A 19803-nucleotide genomic window follows, 5' to 3' on the forward strand; every position below is an offset into this window, starting at 1 on the left:
GGCGGCGGGGGGAAGTCAAGCCGTCACAGCCCGTTCGGGTGCAGAAGCGACCAGAGCGTGCCCCAGAGCGCGGTCACGGCCACGGCCAGCATCGACAGAAGCAACACCCAGGTCCGGTGACGGACCATCCGGCGCACGGCCGCGGTGGCGGTCTCTTCGGGGCTCGCGCGGCCCTCCTGCGCGTCCTCGATCAGCGGGATCAGGCGGCGGGCCAGCGCGTGGCGCATCCAGAAGAGCAGCCAGAACGGAAACAGCAGCAGGAACAGGGCCTGCGCCATCTCGAGCCAGAAGAGAAAGCCCATGAGCGCCAGGACCGTCAGCCCGAAACTGGTGACGCCCAGGAAGACCACCCCCTCGCGCGGGCCCATCCGCCAGCGGGGCAGGACCAGCGACAGCCAGTCCAGAAGCGTGATCACCGCCATCGTCTCGCCCCGCCCGGCGCGGAGATCGCTCCGGGCGCGGCCGAGGATCTCGGTCGGCACGCCGAGGACACTGCGTCCGGTCGTGGACCACATGCCGACGAGGACCAGCCAGTACCAGACCGTGACAAAGGAGCGGCTGTCCAGCAGGCCGATCACCCCGTTGAATTGCGGCACTCTGTCGCTTCCTTGTCCTTGGCTGCCGGCGACCTTAGAACGGGTTTCAGCCGAGGAAAAGCCGCCCGCCCGCACCCGCGCCAAGGAGTCACGTCATGGCAACGCCCATCATCGCCCCCTTCCCCGCCTCGCGCCTGCGCCGGCTGCGCCGCAGCGCGAACATCCGCGCGATGGTGTCCGAAACGAACCTGACGCCCGCGAACCTGATCTGGCCGATCTTCGTGACCGAGGTGCCGGGCGCGGATGGCGAGATTGCCTCGATGCCGGGGGTCGAGCGGCTGACGCTGGACGGCGCCCGGCGCGCGGCCGAGCGGGCGATGCGGCTGAGCATCCCGGCGATCTGCATCTTCCCCCATTCCGACCAGGCGCTGCGGACCGAGGATTGCGCGCGGGCCTGGGACCCGGACAACATCGGCAACCTCGCGATCCGCGCGGTCAAGGAGGTCGCGCCCGAGCTGGTCGTGATGACGGACATCGCGCTGGACCCCTACAACGCCAACGGCCATGACGGACTGGTCGTGGATGGCGAGATCCTGAACGACGAGACGGTCGAGGCGCTGGTCCGCATGGCGCTGGTGCAGGCCGAATGCGGCGCGGACGTGCTGGGCCCGTCCGACATGATGGACGGGCGCATCGGCGCCCTGCGCGCGGCGCTGGAGCGCGAGGGGCACAAGCATGTCGCGATCCTCAGCTACGCCGCCAAGTTCGCGAGCGCCTTCTACGGCCCGTTCCGCGACGCGGTGGGCGCCTCGGGGCGGCTGGTCGGGGACAAGAAGACCTACCAGATCAACCCGGCGAACCGGGGCGAGGCGATCCGCTGCGTGGCGCGCGACCTGGCCGAGGGGGCCGACATGGTCATGGTCAAGCCCGGCATGCCCTATCTGGACATCTGCCGGGCGGTGAAGGACGAGTTCGGCGCCCCGACCTTCGCCTATCAGGTCAGCGGCGAATACGCGATGCTGGAGGGAGCGATCCGGAACGGCTGGCTCTCGCGCGAGGCGATGCTGGAGAGCCTGCTCGGCTTCCGCCGCGCCGGCTGCGACGGCGTCCTCAGCTATTTCGCGCCGAGCGTTGCCGAGATGCTGGCCTAGAGACGGCCGTGCCGCTATCATCTGCCGCAACGGGCCTGTCAGAACCCGGCGATCGTAACGAGGGCGGAAGATGAGCAATTCCATGATGATGACTCGCCGTGGCCTGCTGGTCGGCGGCGCGGCGATGCTGGCCCTGGGCGGCTGCACGAACGCTGTCGGCACCAACGGTGCGGCGCAGCTGGACGCGCGGGTGGACGAGACGCACCAGTACCTGGTCAGCGCCTACCCCGCCGCAGCCCCCGTGGTGCAGAATGCCCGCGGCGTTCTCTACATGCCGCTGATGACCGAGGCCGCGCTCGGGATCGGCGGCGCCTACGGTCAGGGCGCGCTGAGGATCGGCGGGCAGACGGTCGACTACTATTCCGCGACGCGGGCGACGGTCGGGCTGCAGGCCGGGGCGCAGCAATACGCGCATGTCCTGATCTTCCAGACCGACGAGGCGCTGGCGGCATTCCGCGGCGCGCCTGGCTGGGTCGCCGGGGCGGGCGCCTTCTACGCGATGCCCGACCGCGGCATGGCGATCGGCGCCGATACGTTCAGCGCGCAGTTCCCGGTGGTGGCGATGATCTTCGGGCAGGCGGGCCTCATGGCCGGCGCCGCCATCGAAGGGACGAAGTACAACCGCGTCATCCCCTCCACCCTGCCCGAGATCGCCTTCGGCATGGGCGGCACGCCGGCTTACTGAGGCCGGCGTCTCGGGGCGCCGCACCGAGACAAGCGAAGACAACCTGGAAGCTCGCGGACCGCCCACGGCCTGCGGGCGCTTCTGCTATTCAAGATGGTGGAAGAAGATGGTGCCCGGAGACGGATTTGAACCGCCGACACGCGGATTTTCAATCCGTCATGAACGTCCGTATTTCAGTAACTTAGCTGATGTGTCTAGGTTTTAGTGTCTAAGTATTTTAGCCGAGATGTGGACCGGCTCCCCAATATTTGTAAGGAATCGCGACCGTGTTCTGGGCCTGTCCCCGACCTGAGTAGAGACAGCTTCAGATCGACCGTTAGCTAACCGAAATAGCATAAATAGAACGTGCGCGGGATGAGGATCAACGACGAAAAAAAGTCGAAGAAGTCAAAATACCTGCGAACATATCATGAACACGCGTATAAATAGATTATAGACAAACGGAGATCTGGCGAATGGATGACCTACATATTCGACTGCCCAGCCAGCTGAAGCACGACTTCAGGGAAAGCTGTGCAAGGAAGAACCTTTCGATGACTAGTGCATTGATATTTATGATGAACAGAGAGATGAAAGAAGGTTTTCTCGTCGATGAGAAGCATTATTTGTCTCAAGAAACAGAACTACTAGGGTTCTTCCTGACCTAGATGGCAAGATAGTTGTCCTGCGGGACCTCGTGAGCCGCCATCGCCAAGCCTCCCGTCACATTCAACAACGCCTTTTCAGGCGAAGGTATAGCTATGGAAAAACGATAAAGGAGATAGCATGAAATTTTTCAATGAAAAAACACAGCAGTATAAGCTGGTAAACGAAGGAATAGCAGCAGCTGCAGCCGGGATGAAGTCGCATTCACAACTCGATGAACGGTGTCTGATCTTCACTGTCCATCTCACTGGACCTGCTCAGCATGAGCAGCTTTGCCGGACTATGTTCGGCAAAGTAGAACAGTTCCTTGAAAGCATTGGCCTCAAGTGTCCAGCGCATCCCGCTTCTGGACTGGCATCGTATCTAGACGTAAATGGCAGCAAGTTCACAGGCGCAGACAGAGACCCAACACAGGTGCACTGTCACGGAATGATCTTCTGCCCGCATGGCATGACTGACCATCAGTATCAGGAACTGATTGAACAACTGACCTCTGCGGCTATCGAACTAGTTCACAGCCGCTACTTGCTGCCAAGGAACGTTGCAAGCGTCGTCTCTGTCACCCGCTTCGACCGCAACAAGCGACGTGAGGCAGATGGATCCGCATTAGCGCTCAGCCGCTGGGTCAGCTATGCTCAGAAAGAGGAAGTTCGAGTATCCGCGACAACGGGCCTTGGGATTTATCTTCCGTTTGATATGCGCCACAGCTACCCCAAGCATGTTCGCGAGCGGCTTGAGAAGAAGCGCGACCTGATCTTAGGTGAGCTAAACACGAGCAACCACTTCAAAGTCTTTCGCCGCCCCCGGCCCTCCTAGAGTAAAAAACTTAGGTCCGGTTGACCCGGGCAGGAATACATCAGACCCAACGCTCAAGCAGGGCTTCAGCCGCTGTGAAGTCATTACGTAGCCGCTGGACAGTCTGCCGCGTCAGACCGGTCGCCCTTGCGATTGCGGACATTCCCTCACCTCGCGCCACCATATCCCGCATCAGCGTCAGCTGCTGCCGATTGAAGCTAGGTTTCCGGCCGCGATATTTGCTTGGCTCGCGCGTCCTAGCGGCCATGATCCCTGCCCGTTGCGCCTCTTTAGTGGCCTCTGCTTGCGCCTGGGCTGTCGCCGCCATGAACGCGATCATAGCATCTCGGACAGCCTGCTGCATCGGGTCGGTAGTTGCGCCGTCAAAGGTCAGCTTGTTGATGACGGTCTTGATGACAACGCCGCGCTTCATGAAACGCCTGATTGTGTCAGTCACGTCGTCATAGTTCCTCCCAAGCCTGTCGACCCAGCGAACCACCAATACGTCACCATGTCGAAGCAGATCGAATAGTCTTCGTCCTTCTGATCGTTCAGAAAGCAAAGTGGTAGTGCCAGACACGCCGTGATCTGCAACCACCTCATCAATGTTGAAGCCCGCAGCTTCGGCTTGTTGCCGCTGATGTTCGATCACCTGGTCCAGCGTAGAGACACGTGCGTAGAGGATAGTTCGAGACATGTGGCACCCGCCCGTTAAGGTCATGCCCATTTAATAGCGCGCCCACAAAAGAGAAGCAACCCTCTTGGGCACCTTCTCAACATTCTCTAGACCTGCCCATAAAGGCATACCCCCATGGGCATTTTACAGCAGGTGAGAGAGAGCGGACGCCATCACTTAGATGATACGAGCCCGCCATACACGGCCTCTACCTCGCGCTCCCAGGCGTTGTTGAACCACCGCAGATGGTTTCTCACCTGATGCCGGATTGCTTCCGTTCCCATCAGGTCGGAAGATCGATAAGCGTATCGGATAAAGTTCCGACCCTTGCCCTTGTGAGTGTATCGGCTCATCAGGTCGCGCTTGTAGACGGAGAAAGAAGGTATCCCGCGCGACTTTGCGGCTACAAGCTTTGCATGGATGCCGCGCCTCATCTTGCGGCAGTATGCGTCGATGGAAGATGGTCGGATCAGCGTCCTCTGCCCGTCATAGGTGAAGCCGAGATACTGGATGGGTCTACTTCCAACCAACAAGCCCTGGTGGAACTCAGCCGCTTCTGTCTTCTCCACCGAGAGCGGGAGGTGGTAGTCTGCAAGTGCCTTTTCCACGACTGCGACCACGTGGCGTCGTTTGATCCCACGCGGCAGCACCACTGCAATGTCGTCCGAATATCGCCGGTAAGATCCGCCAAGTGACCGAGCCAGTTCGAGAAGTTGCCGGTCAAAGGTCCGCATGTAAATGTTTGCATACAAGCCGGAAAGCGGTGTCCCCTGGGGAATACCATAGCTTAGTTCGTGCATCCGGACCAAGCCATCTGACCTGCCCCGCACATGCTCCCTGAAGTCGTCGGGCGAGCAGATCCGTCCCTGACGCTTTCGGTCTTTACCTAAGACTGCCTCAATATCGCTTGTCTCCACCCATGCGTAACGGGTCATAAACTGGTAGACCGTCCAGTCGTGTCCGAGAAGACGCCCCGCCCCACGAAGGGACAGAAGCTCATCTTTAAGGTGGCTGTGATCCAGCATGTCGAAGAAGCCACTGATGTCCATGCAGATGACTTGGCAGTCACCCCGTTCAGCGATTTCGGCAAACAAAGATCGAGCGTGATGGATGTTACTCCCGCCTGATCTTCTGTAGGCCAGCACGGACGCTGTAGTTTGATCAGAAGAAAGTGCCTGCTCGTAGACCTCGTTAAGATGCTCTGCGTAGGCCTGAAGGTAGGCAGCGTCGGCATGCGCTGAATACCTGATGGGCCGCTCCTTCTTCTTCTTTACGACGTCTTTCGCGGCATTCCTTGTGACCTTCCAAGTCGTGTCCGTGAACCCCAGCAACGGATAAAACCGATGTCGCGTGGCCTCAGACGTGAAGTCATAAGTTCTTTGGCGATCCTTCTCTGATAGCGGAAGATCGAAGTGACGATACTTGCGCTCCTTCGTCACAAACGGCGCGACGAAATCGTCTTGTGAGGGATCATATTCATCGTGAGTAGGCAGGTAAAACCCGGGCATAGCGACTCCGTTCGTCAACTGCCCGGGCTCTTTGAACCTAACTCCCGCCTTACTTCGCAGACGGTTCGGAATAAACCTGGCGTGGTATGATATGACCACGATGTGTGTGGAAGGATGCCCGATGTGCAGATGCACGGCCACCCGGATGCTGGCGCAGTTCGCGCTTGCGGTCCTTAACACGGTTCATCCGGGCCCAAAGTCCCAGAGCACAACTTACGTGGCGTCGCCTAGTTATGACTTCAAGGGGTGGTAGCAACTTTTTCATCATCCACGAGGGGCGGTGTCGCTGGGGGATCTGCTACGCGCTCAAAATGAAGGTTCTCGATCATCGCTGACGAAGGGGCAAGGAACTTCGCGTAGAACTTTTCGATCATCTCAACGCTTGTCCCGGCATTCTTCGCAAGCGTGTAGATGTTAACCACCCCGCCTGACCCAGTGATCCGTTTCTGAATGCTGTAGTGACGGAGTGAGTAAAGTTGCCTGGCCTCCCCTCGCGGGTCCGTCTTCAGGGCCGCTTTCCCAAGGACGTGGTTGAACATCTGCCTAGCTGCAGTGACCGCGAGAGAACGGTTAAGCAAGTGCGGGAAGAAGAGGAACTGGTCGGGCGATGTAGCGCCAGCCAGCTTGATCTGTCGGTGATATGTATCAACGCATTCCGGCATTGTGACGGTGGTCCTGGCGCCGTTCTTACCATCGTGAATCGACAGATGAAGAGCCTTCGGGTGCTCCTTTATCTCAATGTCGCTGAGACGCAGCGAGAACAACTCAGACTCAAGTGGCCGCACGAAACTGCCGACCATGAACTCAATGAGGTTTGGAAGTTCCATCGTAATGCGGCGCCCCATCACTAGGGCTCCCAGGCTCGCTTCAGCACGTGCGGTGGCAAGCAGAAGCTTATAGTCTTCATCACTGAAGGATGGCCGCGGGCGAGGACGTGATGTCTGTCTTGGAAGAGCCGGGACGGTAGAGAGCGTCCCATCCTCCACAGCTTCATTGAACACCTTCCGGATCACAATCACATGCTTCGCAAGAGTTGAATCGCTTAGCGGCGCCGCTCTTCTCTCGTTCAACGACTGCAGGTAATCGCGCACAGCCGACGTTTTGATCGTGCGGATGTCCAACTGTCCAAAGTGTGCAACAAGACCATCTACTGGACGAAGAAGAATGCGTTCGTCATCCCGCGCTGCAAATTTTTTGCTTGATCCCGTCCCCGCTCGGAGCACGCGCTGGGAAAAGTAATCAAATGACGTTCGGCTCTCTAGCAGTGGCTGCGGCTTGAAGTGACCCTGAGCCGCCAGTGCACTGACCAGTTCCTCAGCCGCAAGTTTTGCAGCAACCCTTCCAGTCTCGCGCGTCGACCGCACAACATACTTCTTTGTAGCTGAGTTGTAGATCCTTACGTGCCAGTAGGGGCTGCGCCCAACTCGATAGATGGCGACGCCGCGTCTGATCTGAATAAGGTCAATTTTCTGGTTGCGTGTCACAGGTAAATCCAAAGAAACGGACTGAATCTGTGTCTAACAGTGTCTAAGGAAATCGTGGTCAGTCCGGTAGGCCGACGAAACCACAAACAACACGCTAATTCAATAGGTTGTATGGTGCCCGGAGACGGATTTGAACCGCCGACACGCGGATTTTCAATCCGCTGCTCTACCAACTGAGCTATCCGGGCCCCGTGTGACGCCATCCGGCATCGGGTAGGCGGTGTTTATGCGGCGTGCCGGGCGCTGTCCAGACCCAATCTCAGGATTTTTCCGGCCCCTCGTCCGCCTCGCCCGGAAGATCTTCCAGCGGCGGGCCCGGGATGGCGTAATCGCCCCGCAGCCACTTCGCCAGGTCCACATCCGCGCAGCGTTTCGAGCAGAACGGGCGGTAGCGCTCGGTGCGGGGCTTGCCGCAGATCGGACAGGCCATCAGCCCGCTCCCGCCGCGGCGAGGCGTGCCAGCGGCACGCGGTCCCGCTTGCGGCTCAGCTCGTAAAGGCCCATCGCGGTCCAGCCGACCAGCGTCGTCTCGGTGCCGCTGGCGCGGAAGGCGGCCGACAGCACCTGGTCCAGCGTCGCGCGGTCGCGCTTGGGCATCGGGGCGAAGTCGATCACCACCTGCCCGCCCAGGCCCCGCAGCCGCAGCTGGCGCGGCAGATCGCGGGCCAGCGCGATGTTGGCCTTCAGCGCGGCGGCGGGCGAGCTGTCATTGCCGGTGTTCACATCGACCGCGACGAGGGCGCGCGTCGCCTCGATCACGGCGTCGCCGGCCCCGGCGCCGAAGGGCACGCGCGGCGAGAGCAGCGCGTCCACGGCCTCCAGAACGCCGCAGCGGGCGAAGCTGTCCTCGCCCTCCTCGACGGCATCGGGTGCGGGCTCGGCCCATTCGGTCCAGGCTTGCTCCCAGGGGGAAGCGGCGTCCAGCAGCAGCTCGGGTCCGCCCTCGCCCTCGGCGCAGACGCCGTCCGCCAGGTCCAGCAGCTGCGCCAGTTCCGCGGCGATCTCGTCCTCCTCGGCCAGTTCCGCGGCGCTGCGCAGGATCAGGCCGTGGCTGCGCCCATCAAGCGCGGCGGTACCGAGCGCCTCGAGCAGCGCGCGCTCCTCCGCCTCCCGGATCTTGCGCGAGACGTTCACGCCCGGCGCATCGGGGGTCACCAGCGCGTGGCGGCCGCGGAAGATCAGCCGCGTCGTCAGCGGGATCGCCTTGCCGGGCTCGGCGACTCCGGCCACCTGCACCAGCAGCGGCTTGCCCTCGGCAATCCCCCGACGGTCGCGCAGATAGCCGGTCTGGCCCTCGGGCAGGCGCACGAAGATCCCGCCCTGCCCCTTCATGAGCCGCTCGGCCACGCCGCGGCAGATCGCGCCGGGCGCAAGCGGAGTCAGGGGCGAGATGTCGGCCAGAAGGTCGACGAGCTGGCCGTCCTCCATCAGGGCGGCAGCTTCCCTGCCGAAGAGGCGTCCCAGAACGACCTGGCGACCTTTCATGCGGCGTCTCCTTGGGTTTCGGGCAGGATGCCCGCGGCGGCAAGCATGGCGGCGGTCTCGGCCAAGGGCAGGCCCACGACGGCCGAGAACGAACCTTCAATCCACGGGATGAAGGCCGCGGCGGCGCCTTGGATGGCGTAGGCGCCGGCCTTGCCCTGCCAGTCGCCAATGTCGAGATAGCGCTCGAGCGCGGCAGGCTCGATGGGGCGCATCCGCACCCGGGTCTCCACCAGGCGCAGGCGCGTCCGGCCGCCCTGCCGCAGGGCCAGCGCGGTCAGGACCAGGTGCCGGCGCCCCGACATGAGCCGCATGAAGGCGGCGGCCTCCGCCCGGTCCGCGGGCTTGCCGAGGATGCGGCGGCCGACGCTGACGGTCGTGTCCGCGGTCAGCAGCAGCTCGTCATCGGCCAGAGGCAGCGCCTCGGCCTTCTCAGTGGCCATGCGGCGGACATAGTCGCGCGCCGTCTCGCCGCGATGCGGTGTCTCGTCGATGTCGGCGGGGCGCAGGGCGTCGGGCCGGATGCCGATCTGCGCGAGAAGCTCAAGCCGGCGAGGGCTGGCCGAGCCGAGGATCAGCCGCGGCCGCGTGGCCGGACATGCGCCGGCCTCAGCTGCGGGATCGGGCGTCACTTGAAGCGATAGTTGATGCGTCCCTTGGACAGGTCGTAGGTGTTCATCTCGACCTGCACCTTGTCCCCCGCGAGAACGCGGATGCGGTTCTTCCGCATCTTTCCTGCCATATGCGCGATGATCTCATGGCCGTTTTCCAGCTCGACCCGGAATGTCGCATTGGGCAGGAGTTCCTTAACGACACCGGGGAATTCGAGCATTTCTTCCTTGGCCATGGTCACTCCATCATGAACGTCCCGCAGGATTCGGGACCGGGGTTAGATGCGACCGCACGGCAGGAATTTCAAGGAAAAAGCGCCTGCTCAGCTGGCAATGCGACCTTCGGGCAGATCGAGGTCGCCGCCGAGCCCCCCGCCGTCCCCCATCTGCAGGCGGAAGGGATCGTCCCCCTCCGGCAGCAGGCCGGGGACGAAGCCCGCCGCGGGCCCGCCGATGCCGTCCAGCATAGCGCCCCCTGCATGAAGGGAAGCAGCCTCCTCGGCAGGCGCGCCGAGGCGGATCGCGTGGCAGCCCGCCGCCTCGCCGAGGCGCCCCTGCGCCAGAAGCTGGCCATCCACCGTCTCGACCCGGGCATCGGTCAGCCGGGCGCGGGGCAGCATCAGAAGCCGGCCCTCGGTCAGCGCGCGCAGCTCGCCCAGAGTAATGCGGCGGCGGCAGAGCACGCCGACGACCTCGACCGAGGCCTCGCGCACGGCCGAGGCGATGTCCTCGGGCTCGGCCGCGCCCGCCGCTGGCGCCTCGGACGGGGCTTCCAGCTGGGGGATGGCGGTGGGCGCGGCTGTCGGGGCCGGGCGGGATTGCGTCTCGGGCTGCGGCAGCGCCAGCAGCAGGCGGCCGTCCCGGCTGGCGGGGGCGCCGAGGCGCATCTGGAAATCGAGGCTGCGGAAGGCGTCATGGTCCAGCAGCAGCGACAGGCTGCGTGCCTCGTCGACGGCAGTGACGAAGCGGAACGCGCCCATGCTCTCGAAACCGGGCAGGCTGCACAATTCCTCGCGCAGCTCGGTCAGGAGGGCGTTGATGAAGTCGGTGCAGAGCAGCGCCTCGCTGCGCGTGGGGCGCCGCCGCTCGCCCTCGCGCGTGGTGACGCGGCCCAGGGTCTGGATCTCGATCAGCGCCGTCACCGCCTCGGGGCAAAGCGCGACGGCGCCGAGCGTCTCCCCTGGCCCCTGCAGGATGCCCAGGAGCGGGCGATCGGGCAGCAGCTCGATCAGTTCGGCCAGCGTCAGCGCGCCGGCGGTCACGTCGAGCGGCTGGACGGGCAGCGCGTGCAGCCGTTCGGCCACGCGCCCGAAGGCGGTCGCCGCCGCGCGCGAAGGGGTGCTGGGCGTCTGCCGCGGCAGCTCGGGCGGGCGGCCGCGCTTCGTCTCGGCCTGCCGCCGTGCCAGCAACTGCCGCAAGACCCCCCCTGCACCGGACATGGCGTCCTGTTCCGCATCCGTCTGCTGGCTGGTCATGGTCCGTCCGAATCGCGCTGCTGTCCCGGCCAGATTCGCAAGGAAGGGTTGATAAACCGTTACGCGACGGCCTGCGGCAGCTCGACCGGCGGGCGCTGCGGCAGGCTGATGCGGAAGGCAGCGCCGCCAAGGCCCGGCAGATAGGCGATGTCGCCGCCGAGGACCGCCATGATCTCGCGGCAGATCGCGAGGCCGAGGCCCGCGCCGCCGGCCCGCGCCGGATCATTCAGCCGGGCGAATTTCTCGAAGATCAGCGACTGCCGGCTGCTGTCGATGCCGCTGCCATTGTCCATGATGTTAATGACCGTCCCGCCCTCGGCCGGGCGGGTGACGCGGATGTGCAGCATGGGCCGGTCCGCGTCGCAGTACTTCCGCGCGTTCGAGATGACGTTGATCAGCACCTGCAACAGCCGGTCCGCGTCGGTGATGATGCCGACATGCTCGGAGGCGACGTCGCGGTCGATCAGGAAGCTGCGCTCGGGCCGCGTGGCCGAGGCGGCCGAGAGCGCGCGGCTGATCAGGTCGTGCAGGTTGACGGCCGTAACGGACAGCTGCGCCCGCCCGCTTTCCAGCACCGAGAGGTCCAGAAGGTCGTCCAGAAGCCGCGTCAGCCGCCCGGCCTCGTCATGGATGATCCCGGCGAAACGGCTGCGTTCTTCATGCGTGAGCGTCGGGTCCTTGAGGATCTCCGAAAACGCCCGGACCGAGGTCATGGGCGTGCGCAGTTCGTGGCTGATCTGGCTGAGGAAGGCGTCCTTCTGCACCGAGAGGGCGGTCAGCTTGTCATTGGCCTCGCGCAGTTGCAGGGCGGTGCGCGCCAGTTCGGCCCGCGCGCTCTCCAGCCGCTGCGTCTCTTCCTTGGCGCGCTGCGCCTCGTCCGCGACCTGCAGAAGGTCCGAGACGGTCAGCGCGACGCCCCCCGCCACGCGGTCGATCATGGCATGGGCGGTCGCCGAGCCGATCGACCCGCCAAGCCGCCGCTCGAGCCGCGTCAGAAAGCGCGGGGTCAGGTCCGGCAGGTAGCCGGTCTTGCCCTGCGCATGCGCCTCGTCGCGGAAATAGCGCAGCGCCTCCTCGGGGCCCCAGACCCGGCGGGCCATCGCCAGAAGCGGCTCGGCGCGGCCCTCGCCGCGGGTCATGCGGCTGTGGCGGATCGGCTCGACCGCCGACACGAAGGACAGGCCCTGCAGCCGCTCGACCGGGTCGGGAAAGCCGAAGATCGACACGCCGATGAAGGCCAGGATGTTCATCGACAGCGACAGGAAGACGGCGAAGGTCCAGGGATCGACGCCCGACGGCAGGGGAATGTCGCCGCCAACGCCGATCGAGGGCAGGAAGATCAGCGCGATCCACAGCGCCGCGCCGCAGCCGATCCCGGCATAGGCGCCCTTGCGGTTCGCCCCGCGCCAGAGCAGCCCGCCGATCATCGCCGGCAGCACCTGCGCCATGCCCGCGAAGGCCACAAGGCCCATCGCCGCCAGCGCCGCCGTGCCGCCCGAGGCGTGGTAGTAGAGCCAGCCCGCGCCGGTGACGGCCAGGATCGCCAAGCGCCGGGCGTTCAGCACGAAGCCGCGCAGGTCGTCCGCGTCCTCGCCCCCCTGCGGGCGGCGCAGCGCCAGCCAGACCGGCACCAGCCAGTGGTTCGAGACCATCGTCGCCACCGCGATGGCGCAGACCACCACCATCGAGGTCGCCGCCGAGAAGCCGCCGAGAAAGACCAGCAACGCCAGCCAGTTCTGCCCCTGCGAGGCGGGCAGCGTCAGCATGTAGAGATCGGGGTTGGCCGCGGCCGGCAGCAGCTCGCGCCCCATCACCGCGATCGGAAGCACGAAGAGCGACATGGCGAAGAGATAGGCCGGAAAGGCCCAGCCTGCCGTGTTCAGCCGCTCTTCGTCGGCGGCCTCGACGACCATGACCTGAAACATGCGCGGCAGGGTCAGGATGGCCGCGGCCGAGACGATGTTCAGCGCCGTCCAGCGATCGGCCCTGAGGGCCCAGCCCTCCGCGTTCTGCGGCTCGGCGGCGGCGGCCGCGATGCGGTCCAGGATGTCGGCCGGTCCGTCGGCCAGCCACCAGACGACGAAGACGCCAAGGGTCAGGAAGGCGACCAGCTTGACCACCGCTTCAAGGGCGATGGCGGTGACAACCCCGTGGTGCCGCTCGTCCGCGGCCAGGTTGCGCGTGCCGAAGAGGATGGTGAACAGCGCCAGCCCCGCCGCCACCCACAGCGCGGTGCCGCCGAGCGTGTTGCCGTTCAGCGTCGGCCCGTAGGGCGTGTCGGTGGCGAAGACCTCGAAGGACAGGCTCACCGATTGCAGCTGCAACGCGATGTAGGGGGTCGAGGCGATGACGGCGATCAGCGTGACGAGGCCGGCGAGGCGGTTCGACTTGCCGAAGCGGGCCGAGATCAGGTCGGCGACCGAAGTCACATGGTGCATCCGCGCCACGCGCACGAGGCGGCGCAGCCCCCACCACGCGCCGGTGAAGACGATGGTCGGGCCGAGATAGATGGTCAGGAACTCCAGCCCCGAGCGCGAGGCGTAGCCGACAGCGCCGTAGAAGGTCCAGGCCGAGCAGTAGACCGAGAGCGAGAGCGTGTAGACCAGCGGATGGTCGAGCCAGCGCACATGGCCGCGCGCCGCCGCGCGGTCGGCCGCAAAGGCGACGCCGAACATCAGGACGACATAGGCCAGGCAGCTCGCGAGCAACGTCTCAAAGGGCATCGGGGCCGCGCTCCGCCTCACCTGACGGCCGGCGCCCCGCAAGCCCGTCGCGCGGGGCGACCTGCGCGGCGGCGGCCTCGCTGGCGCGGACGGTCGCGGCCTCGGCCCGCAGCAGCGCCCGGTGCAGCGCCCAGATCGCGACGATCAGCCCGGCCCAGAGCGCGAAGAACCACACCGCCCCGCCTGCATAGCTGACCGAGCGCGGCACCCACCAGACCGGCAGCAGCAAGAGCAGCGTCGCCAGCACCGGCAGCACGCGCGCGGCGTCGCCAAGCCGTCGGCGGTGGAACGACGCGCGTTCCAGGAACAGCGGCCGGTCAGGCATGGCCCTGCCCCGCCGCAACCGCCTGCCGTGTCATGACAGCATCTGGCGGACCAGCGCCCGCAGGTCCTCGTTCGCGAAGGGCTTGGCAAGGACGGCGTCGGCGCCGCTTCCGGCCTCGGTCGTCTCGCCGCGGGCGGTCAGCATCAGCACCGGCGTCGCGGCGAGGGCCGGATCCTCGGCCGCGCGCAGGTCGCACAGGATCTCGGTCCCCGAGCGGTTGGGCAGCATCAGGTCCAGGATCACGAGGCGCGGGCGGTGGCGCTCGATCTCCTCGATGCCGCCGGCGCCGTCGTGATGCAGGCCGAACTGCCAGCCCTCGCGGGTCATGATGAAGCGCACCGCCTCGGCGATGTTCGGCTCGTCCTCGATCATCAGGATGTCCAGACCCATCTGACACGCGCCTCCCCCAAAGCGCGTTGATGATGCGGCAGAAAGCGTCGCGATGTCAAAGCATCCGTGGTCTCATCGACCGTCCGGCAGGTTCGTGATGCCCGCGCGCATCCCTGCCGCCGTGGCTGGCGCGAGGATTGACGGCTCGCGCCGGGCCGGGCAGTCCCGGCGCGGGCAGATGCGGCAGGTCGGCCCGATGGCGGTGGCGTCGGCCCGTGCCGCCCCCGGCTCCGGCAGGACCAGCATCAGCCCCTCGATCAGCACCGGCCCCGACATTCCCTGCGGTTGACGGCGCGCGGCGAGGCTGAGCGTCCAGAAGCGGCGCCCGTCAGGCGTGACGACCTGCCGCTGAAGCGCCGCGCCCGGCGCGGCCAGCGCCTCGTAGAGCGGCCAGAGCGGGCAGCTTTCGCCCGGCCGGGGCAGCGGGAAGCCAGGGGCGGCGCGGCGGAAGGTCAGTGTGCCCGAGGCGTCGCAAGCCAGCAGCCCCGCGCTCTCGAAACCGGGCGGGCGCAGCATCGCCAGCCGCCGCAGCAGAAGATCCAGCGGCACCCGCAGGCCCTCCGCCATCATCACCGGGTCCGGCACGCCCGCGCCCTCTTGCCCTGTCGCGGCAGCGGCAAGGCGCAAATCGGGCAGCGCGTCGCGGTCGTCCTGCATCCGCATCGCCAGCCGCGCGGCCATCGCGCGGGCAGCGTCCGAGGCCAGCGCCGCATCCTCGAGGGCGCCAGCCTCCAGCCACTGCTCCACCTCCTCCTGCGGGGTCAGCGGCGCGGCCTCGGTCTCGAAACTGTCGAGATATGCGACGAGCGATTGCGCCGTCACCGACAGGCGCTGGCTGTCCTCGTTGAGGTTGCCGTGGAAGCGCCGTCGCCAGTCGGCCGGAATGTCCTCTTCCTCGACGAGGATCGAGGCGGTGGAGCGCAGCGAGGTCACGGCCGACAGCACCTCGTGCAGCGTGGTCAGCAGGTAGGGATCGCGCGTCATCCGTTCGCTGAGGGTCGTCAGCTGCCGCTCCAGCGCGGCGGCGCGGCGGGCATGGCCGACCAGCAGCTGCGACCAGCCCGGATAGCGGGCGATGAACTCGGCGGCCTGGTCCAGCTCGGCCGCCTGCGCCTCGGGCAGGGGCTGTGCGGCGGCCTCGCGCAGGGCCGCGATGCGCGCCTCCTCGCGACCCTGCGCCAGCTCCTCGGGGGGAACCTGAAGCTCGCCGGCGAGGCGGCTGACCAGTTCGGGGCTGACGGGACGGCGGTTGTGCTCGATGAGGTTCAGATAGGCCGGCGAGATGCCTACGGCCCGTGCCAGCTGCGCCTGCCGCCGCGACAGCGCCAGCCGCCGCTCGCGGATGCGGGTGCCGGTCAGGACATGGGGGCCGCTGCGATCGCTCATGGGGTGATGAAAGCCCGCCCGCTTGCCTTGGGCAAGGAAATCCTGCGCTTAGACGGCGATCCCGTGACGGCCCGCAAGGTCGGTGAAGAACTGCCACGCCACCCGCCCCGAACGCGCGCCCCGCGTCGCCTGCCACTCGATCGCCTCGGCATGCAGCTGCTGCGGGTCCACGGCCAGCCCATAGCTGTCGCAATAGCCGGCGATCATGGCGAGGTATTCGTCCTGGCTGCAGGGGTGGAAGCCCAGCCACAGCCCGAAGCGGTCCGACAGCGAGACCTTCTCCTCGACCGCCTCGCCGGGATGGATGGCGGTGGCGCGCTCGTTGTCGATCATGTCGCGCGGCATCAGGTGGCGCCGGTTCGAGGTCGCGTAGAGGATCACGTTCGCCGGCCGTCCGCTGATCCCGCCATCCAGCACCGCCTTCAGCGACTTGTACTGCGTGTCGTCATGGCTGAAGGACAGATCGTCCGCGAAGAGCAGGAACCGCTTGTCCGGCCGCGCGCCCAAGAGCGCCAGCAGCCGGCCGACCGAGGCCAGATCCTCGCGCGCGATCTCGACCAGCACCAGCGGCAGGCCCTGCGCGACCGCCTCGGCATGGACCGCCTTGACCAGCGAGGACTTCCCCATGCCCCGCGTGCCCCAGAGGAGGGCGTTGTTCGCGCCATGCCCGCGTGCGAATTGCAGCGTGTTCTCCAAAAGCGTGCGGCGGGCGCGGTCGATGCCGATCAGCTGGACCAGATCGACGCGGGCGACCTGCGGCACCGGCTCAAGCCGGTCGGGGTCCGGGTGCCAGACATAGGCCTCGGCGCCGGTGAAGTCGGGCACCGGCACGGGAGGCGGCGCCAGCCGCTCGAGCGCGGCGGCGATGCGCTCGAGCGGCTCGCTCACTGCTCGTCCTCGACCCAGAGGCCCTGGGCGCGCAGCTCGGCCTCGCGCTTCTTCTCGATGCGGCGGACCAGCTGGATCGAGATCTCGTAAAGGCCGTAGACCACCGTGAAGAGCACGACCTGAGAGATGACGTCCGGCGGCGTGGCAATGGCCGCCAGCACCAGGATCGCCAGCACGGCGTAGCGCCGCACCCCGGCCAACCCCTCGGCCGAGACCAGCCCCGCCTTGCCCATCAGCGTCAGCAGCACGGGCAGCTGGAAGCTGAGGCCGAAGGCCATGATGAACTTGGTGGTCAGCGACAGGTATTCCTCGACCGAGCCCTGGAAGACGATGGCGGCCATCGGCGTCGCGGGCTGGGTCGCGCCTGCGGCGGGATCGTCTGGCAGCAGCAGCGGCCCCTGCTGAAAGGCCAGGAAGAAGTCGTAGGCCATCGGCAGGATGATGTAGAAGGCGAAGGCCGCGCCGACGAAGAACATGACCGGCGAGGCGACGAGGAAGGGCAGGAAGGCCTGCTTCTCGTTGCGGTAGAGGCCCGGCGCCACGAAGCGCCACATCTGGTAGCCGATGATCGGGAAGGACAGCGCGAAGCCGCCCAGCAGCGAGATGCGGATGGCGACGAAGAAGCCCTCCTGCAGCTTCAGCAGGATCAGGCCGCATTCCTGCCCGCGATCTTCCAGCGCGGCGCAGATGGGCTGGGTCAGGAAGTTGTAGATCGGGTTCCAGACCGTGTAGCACAGCACCATCGCGATGATGAAGGCGACCAGCGACCAGATGATGCGGGTGCGCAGCTCGGCCAGATGCTCGATCAGGGGGGCAGAGCTGTCGTCGATCTCTTCTTTCGGGGGGGTCTTGCCGGCCAACTCAGTCGTCTTTCATGTCCGAGCGGCGAACCGCGTGCAGCCGCCGCGCGCCCGTGCCACTGCCCGTGCCTGCGCCAGCACCTGTTCCGGCGATCGGGGCGGCTGCGGCCGTCGCCGTCGCCGGGGCAGGCGCGGCCTCGGCGGTTGCCTTCGCCTTGGCGATCGTCTCGGCGGGGGGTGGGGGTGCGTCGGCGGCGGGGGCGTCCGGGTCGGGCTTCAGCGCGGTGCGCTTCGGCTGCGGGCGCTTGGGGTCCCATTTCTCGAACCGCTCCGTCGCGCGGTCCAGCGCGTCGAGGCCGAGCGCCTTCTTCGAGGTCAGGCTCTTCACGTCGCGCAGCGTGCCCGCCGCCTCGTCAAGGCCCGCGCCCTTGGCCGCGTCCTCCATGGCCGAGCTGAACTCGCGCGCCATGCCCCGCGCCTTGGCGGTGATCCGGCCAAGCGAATGGAACAGGTGCGGCAGGTCCTTCGGCCCGACCACGATCAGCGCCACGACCCCGATCAGAAGCAGCTCGGTCCAGCCGATGTCCAGCATGGCTCAGCGCCTTTCGCGGATCAGCGGTGGTCGGTCGAGGTGGTGGTGGTGCTCTGCGGCTTCGGCGTCGGCGTCACGTCGCGGGCACGCTCGCCCGGCAGGTCGCGGCGCAGCGCGGGGTCGCGCAGGTCGTCCGTCGCGGTCTCGACCTCTTCCGAGCCGTCCTTGACGCCCCGCTTGAAGGCGGTGATGCCCTTGCCGACCTCGCCCATCAGCGACGAGATCTTGCCGCGCCCGAACAGCACCAGCACGACGACCGCGATGAGAAGAAGGCCGGGAAGGCCGATATTGTTCAGCATGTGAAACTCCATCAGCGGACGAGCTTCGCCCGCGCCCCACAGATACGGGCTGGCACGCGTGATTGCAAAGCCCTTCTCCGTGATCGCGAAGCCGTGTGCAGACCCCCGCCCGCCTGCGCGCCCGCGCCGCCTTGGCAGCGCGCTGGCGCCGGGTGATAAGGGCGCATGGACATGGCCACCTACATCACCGCTTTCGTGACGCTTTTCGTGGTCATGGATCCCGTCGGACTGGCGCCGATCTTCATCGCGCTGACTCCGGACATGTCCGGCGCCGCGCGTCGCCGCATCGGGCTGCGCGCGCTGGTCATCGCCGCGATCCTGCTGACGCTCTTCGGCCTTGCGGGCGAGGCGATCCTGTCGGGCATCGGCATCTCGATCTCGGCCTTCCGAATCGCCGGGGGCCTCCTGCTGTTCCTGACCGCGCTCGACATGCTGTTCGAGCGGCGGACCGAGCGGCGCGAGGGCCAGGCCGGCATGGAGGAACCCAGCCACGACCCCTCGGTCTTCCCGCTGGCGATGCCGCTTCTGGCCGGTCCCGGCGCGCTGGCCACGATGATCCTGCTGGTGGGCGAGGGCCAGGGCGCGGGCCATATCGTCATGGTCCACCTGATGATGCTGGCCGTGCTGGCCATCGCCATGGTCCTCTTCGTGCTGGCGACGCCGCTTGCCCGCGCGCTTGGCCGCACCGGCACGATGGTCGTCACGCGCCTTCTGGGGATGCTGCTGGCCGCGCTGTCGGTGCAGTTCGTGATCGACGGGCTGCGCGGGTCGGGGCTTTTCGGATGAGCGGGGACGAGACTGCCCGCCTCGCCTATCTGGTGCTGCTGCTGGTGGTGATCGGCGGCGCGATGCTGTTCGAGCTGTCCGGCCGCGGCGGCCGCGCCCTGCGCCAGATGCTGCTGTGGGTGGTCGCCTTCGCGGGCCTGGCCCTGGCGGCCGACTGGTGGATGGGCGGCGATGCGCCGCGCCAGCAGATGCTGGAGGGCGGCCGGATCGAGGTTGCCGCCGGCCGCGGCGGGCATTTCCACCTGGAGGCCGTGCTGAACGGCGAGCCGGTCCATTTCATCGTCGACACGGGCGCGACCACCGTCGCCCTCAGCCGCGAGGATGCCCGCCGCGTCGGCATCGACCCCGCGCGCCTCTCCTATACCGGCATCGCCATGACGGCGAACGGCCAGGTGCCGACGGCGCAGGTGACGATCCGCGACTTCGCGCTTGGCGAGGTGCGGGACCAGAACGTGCGCGCCGTGGTGATCGACGGCGACCTAGGCGTGTCGCTTCTGGGCATGTCCTATCTCAGCCGCTTCGCCCGCGTCAGCTTCGAGGGCAACCGGCTGATCCTGGAGCGCTGA

The 19803-nt window shown here is 66.4% G+C and carries 22 protein-coding genes and 1 tRNA gene; 5 read left to right on the forward strand and 18 right to left on the reverse strand.

Annotation, left to right across the window (positions count from 1 at the left end; translation table 11 throughout):
• Positions 1-23 precede the first annotated feature (23 nt).
• Positions 24-596, reverse strand: a complete 573-nt coding sequence (locus tag BLP73_RS03935; protein WP_090740514.1) for a hypothetical protein — start codon at positions 594-596, stop codon at positions 24-26.
• A 95-nt stretch (positions 597-691) separates the two neighbouring features.
• Here BLP73_RS03935 and hemB point away from each other — a divergent pair, with 95 nt between their 5' ends.
• The 3 genes from hemB to BLP73_RS18925 all read left to right on the forward strand — a co-directional run bounded on the left by hemB (position 692) and on the right by BLP73_RS18925 (position 3833).
• Positions 692-1687 carry a porphobilinogen synthase gene (gene hemB / locus BLP73_RS03940; RefSeq protein ID WP_090740516.1) on the forward strand — a complete coding sequence of 332 codons (996 nt, stop codon included), beginning with the start codon at positions 692-694 and terminating at the stop codon, positions 1685-1687.
• Between the two features lie 88 nt (positions 1688-1775).
• Positions 1776-2372: a lipid-binding SYLF domain-containing protein gene (locus tag BLP73_RS03945; RefSeq protein WP_245686542.1), complete on the forward strand. Its 597-nt coding sequence runs from the start codon at positions 1776-1778 to the stop codon at positions 2370-2372.
• A 765-nt stretch (positions 2373-3137) separates the two neighbouring features.
• Positions 3138-3833 (forward strand): hypothetical protein, encoded by a 696-nt coding sequence (locus tag BLP73_RS18925; protein WP_139165883.1) that lies wholly within the window; start codon positions 3138-3140, stop codon positions 3831-3833.
• 40 nt (positions 3834-3873) lie between these two features.
• On the opposite strand, the gene BLP73_RS03955 is transcribed toward BLP73_RS18925, so the two are convergent.
• From BLP73_RS03955 to BLP73_RS04035, 17 genes are all read right to left on the reverse strand, one after another.
• Entirely contained in the window at positions 3874-4509 is a 636-nt protein-coding gene (locus BLP73_RS03955; RefSeq protein WP_090740732.1) for a recombinase family protein, read from the reverse strand.
• Positions 4510-4661: 152 nt separating this feature from the next.
• Positions 4662-5996 carry an antiviral reverse transcriptase Drt2 gene (gene drt2, locus BLP73_RS03960; RefSeq protein ID WP_090740522.1) on the reverse strand — a complete coding sequence of 445 codons (1335 nt, stop codon included), beginning with the start codon at positions 5994-5996 and terminating at the stop codon, positions 4662-4664.
• 239 nt (positions 5997-6235) lie between these two features.
• A complete protein-coding gene (locus BLP73_RS18930; protein ID WP_139165884.1) occupies positions 6236-7480 on the reverse strand; it encodes a tyrosine-type recombinase/integrase in 1245 nt (414 codons plus the stop codon).
• A gap of 112 nt (positions 7481-7592) precedes the next feature.
• Positions 7593-7668 (reverse strand) — tRNA-Phe (locus BLP73_RS03970).
• Positions 7669-7739: 71 nt separating this feature from the next.
• A complete protein-coding gene (locus tag BLP73_RS03975) occupies positions 7740-7910 on the reverse strand; it encodes a DNA gyrase inhibitor YacG (protein ID WP_090740526.1) in 171 nt (56 codons plus the stop codon).
• Positions 7910-8965 (reverse strand): ribonuclease E/G, encoded by a 1056-nt coding sequence (locus BLP73_RS03980; RefSeq protein ID WP_090740528.1) that lies wholly within the window; start codon positions 8963-8965, stop codon positions 7910-7912. Before BLP73_RS03980 ends, BLP73_RS03975 begins: the two co-directional genes overlap by 1 nt.
• Entirely contained in the window at positions 8962-9594 is a 633-nt protein-coding gene (locus BLP73_RS03985; protein ID WP_090740530.1) for a Maf family protein, read from the reverse strand. The genes BLP73_RS03980 and BLP73_RS03985 overlap by 4 nt, the downstream gene beginning before the upstream one ends.
• Complete coding sequence (gene infA, locus BLP73_RS03990; RefSeq protein ID WP_036636451.1) at positions 9591-9809, reverse strand: translation initiation factor IF-1; 219 nt, start codon at positions 9807-9809, stop codon at positions 9591-9593. Before infA ends, BLP73_RS03985 begins: the two co-directional genes overlap by 4 nt.
• Before the next feature lie 87 nt (positions 9810-9896).
• On the reverse strand, positions 9897-11048 hold the full coding sequence (locus BLP73_RS03995) for a FliM/FliN family flagellar motor switch protein (RefSeq protein ID WP_090740532.1): 1152 nt from the start codon (positions 11046-11048) through the stop codon (positions 9897-9899).
• A 59-nt stretch (positions 11049-11107) separates the two neighbouring features.
• Positions 11108-13771, reverse strand: coding sequence for an ATP-binding protein (locus BLP73_RS04000; RefSeq protein ID WP_090740535.1), 2664 nt, complete (start codon positions 13769-13771; stop codon positions 11108-11110).
• Complete coding sequence (locus BLP73_RS04005) at positions 13761-14096, reverse strand: hypothetical protein (RefSeq protein WP_245686543.1); 336 nt, start codon at positions 14094-14096, stop codon at positions 13761-13763. The genes BLP73_RS04000 and BLP73_RS04005 overlap by 11 nt, the downstream gene beginning before the upstream one ends.
• A gap of 30 nt (positions 14097-14126) precedes the next feature.
• Positions 14127-14486, reverse strand: coding sequence for a response regulator transcription factor (locus BLP73_RS04010; protein ID WP_090740537.1), 360 nt, complete (start codon positions 14484-14486; stop codon positions 14127-14129).
• Positions 14487-14558: 72 nt separating this feature from the next.
• Positions 14559-15872 (reverse strand): short-chain fatty acyl-CoA regulator family protein, encoded by a 1314-nt coding sequence (locus BLP73_RS04015; protein WP_090740539.1) that lies wholly within the window; start codon positions 15870-15872, stop codon positions 14559-14561.
• Between the two features lie 48 nt (positions 15873-15920).
• On the reverse strand, positions 15921-16760 hold the full coding sequence (locus BLP73_RS04020) for an ATP-binding protein (RefSeq protein ID WP_090740541.1): 840 nt from the start codon (positions 16758-16760) through the stop codon (positions 15921-15923).
• A complete protein-coding gene (tatC, locus tag BLP73_RS04025) occupies positions 16757-17620 on the reverse strand; it encodes a twin-arginine translocase subunit TatC (protein WP_090740543.1) in 864 nt (287 codons plus the stop codon). Before tatC ends, BLP73_RS04020 begins: the two co-directional genes overlap by 4 nt.
• 1 nt (position 17621) lies before the next feature.
• The gene (tatB, locus tag BLP73_RS04030; protein ID WP_090740546.1) at positions 17622-18152 is read right to left on the reverse strand and encodes a Sec-independent protein translocase protein TatB; all 531 of its coding nucleotides are present in this window, start codon (positions 18150-18152) and stop codon (positions 17622-17624) included.
• 20 nt (positions 18153-18172) lie between these two features.
• Positions 18173-18451 carry a twin-arginine translocase TatA/TatE family subunit gene (locus BLP73_RS04035; RefSeq protein ID WP_090740548.1) on the reverse strand — a complete coding sequence of 93 codons (279 nt, stop codon included), beginning with the start codon at positions 18449-18451 and terminating at the stop codon, positions 18173-18175.
• Positions 18452-18616: 165 nt separating this feature from the next.
• On the opposite strand from BLP73_RS04035, the gene BLP73_RS04040 reads away from it, so the two are divergent.
• Together BLP73_RS04040 and BLP73_RS04045 are read left to right on the forward strand one after the other, a co-directional pair.
• Positions 18617-19237, forward strand: a complete 621-nt coding sequence (locus BLP73_RS04040; protein WP_090740550.1) for a MarC family protein — start codon at positions 18617-18619, stop codon at positions 19235-19237.
• Positions 19234-19803 carry a retropepsin-like aspartic protease family protein gene (locus tag BLP73_RS04045; protein WP_090740552.1) on the forward strand — a complete coding sequence of 190 codons (570 nt, stop codon included), beginning with the start codon at positions 19234-19236 and terminating at the stop codon, positions 19801-19803. The genes BLP73_RS04040 and BLP73_RS04045 overlap by 4 nt, the downstream gene beginning before the upstream one ends.

It is taken from the genome of Paracoccus tibetensis (assembly GCF_900102505.1).
GTDB lineage: Bacteria > Pseudomonadota > Alphaproteobacteria > Rhodobacterales > Rhodobacteraceae > Paracoccus > Paracoccus tibetensis.

Bases quoted from the DNA above. Each gene is read 5' to 3' on its own strand.
- BLP73_RS03995 (WP_090740532.1), bottom strand. From the start codon at position 11,048: ATGACCAGCCAGCAGACGGATGCGGAACAGGACGCCATGTCCGGTGCA.
- BLP73_RS03980 (WP_090740528.1), bottom strand. From the start codon at position 8,965: ATGAAAGGTCGCCAGGTCGTTCTGGGACGCCTCTTCGGCAGGGAAGCT.
- drt2 (WP_090740522.1), bottom strand. From the start codon at position 5,996: ATGCCCGGGTTTTACCTGCCTACTCACGATGAATATGATCCCTCACAA.
- BLP73_RS04000 (WP_090740535.1), bottom strand. From the start codon at position 13,771: ATGCCCTTTGAGACGTTGCTCGCGAGCTGCCTGGCCTATGTCGTCCTG.
- BLP73_RS04010 (WP_090740537.1), bottom strand. From the start codon at position 14,486: ATGGGTCTGGACATCCTGATGATCGAGGACGAGCCGAACATCGCCGAG.
- BLP73_RS04015 (WP_090740539.1), bottom strand. From the start codon at position 15,872: ATGAGCGATCGCAGCGGCCCCCATGTCCTGACCGGCACCCGCATCCGC.
- BLP73_RS04005 (WP_245686543.1), bottom strand. From the start codon at position 14,096: ATGCCTGACCGGCCGCTGTTCCTGGAACGCGCGTCGTTCCACCGCCGA.
- BLP73_RS03945 (WP_245686542.1), top strand. From the start codon at position 1,776: ATGACTCGCCGTGGCCTGCTGGTCGGCGGCGCGGCGATGCTGGCCCTG.
- infA (WP_036636451.1), bottom strand. From the start codon at position 9,809: ATGGCCAAGGAAGAAATGCTCGAATTCCCCGGTGTCGTTAAGGAACTC.
- BLP73_RS18925 (WP_139165883.1), top strand. From the start codon at position 3,138: ATGAAATTTTTCAATGAAAAAACACAGCAGTATAAGCTGGTAAACGAA.
- BLP73_RS04045 (WP_090740552.1), top strand. From the start codon at position 19,234: ATGAGCGGGGACGAGACTGCCCGCCTCGCCTATCTGGTGCTGCTGCTG.
- tatB (WP_090740546.1), bottom strand. From the start codon at position 18,152: ATGCTGGACATCGGCTGGACCGAGCTGCTTCTGATCGGGGTCGTGGCG.
- BLP73_RS04035 (WP_090740548.1), bottom strand. From the start codon at position 18,451: ATGCTGAACAATATCGGCCTTCCCGGCCTTCTTCTCATCGCGGTCGTC.
- hemB (WP_090740516.1), top strand. From the start codon at position 692: ATGGCAACGCCCATCATCGCCCCCTTCCCCGCCTCGCGCCTGCGCCGG.
- BLP73_RS03975 (WP_090740526.1), bottom strand. From the start codon at position 7,910: ATGGCCTGTCCGATCTGCGGCAAGCCCCGCACCGAGCGCTACCGCCCG.
- BLP73_RS04040 (WP_090740550.1), top strand. From the start codon at position 18,617: ATGGACATGGCCACCTACATCACCGCTTTCGTGACGCTTTTCGTGGTC.
- BLP73_RS03955 (WP_090740732.1), bottom strand. From the start codon at position 4,509: ATGTCTCGAACTATCCTCTACGCACGTGTCTCTACGCTGGACCAGGTG.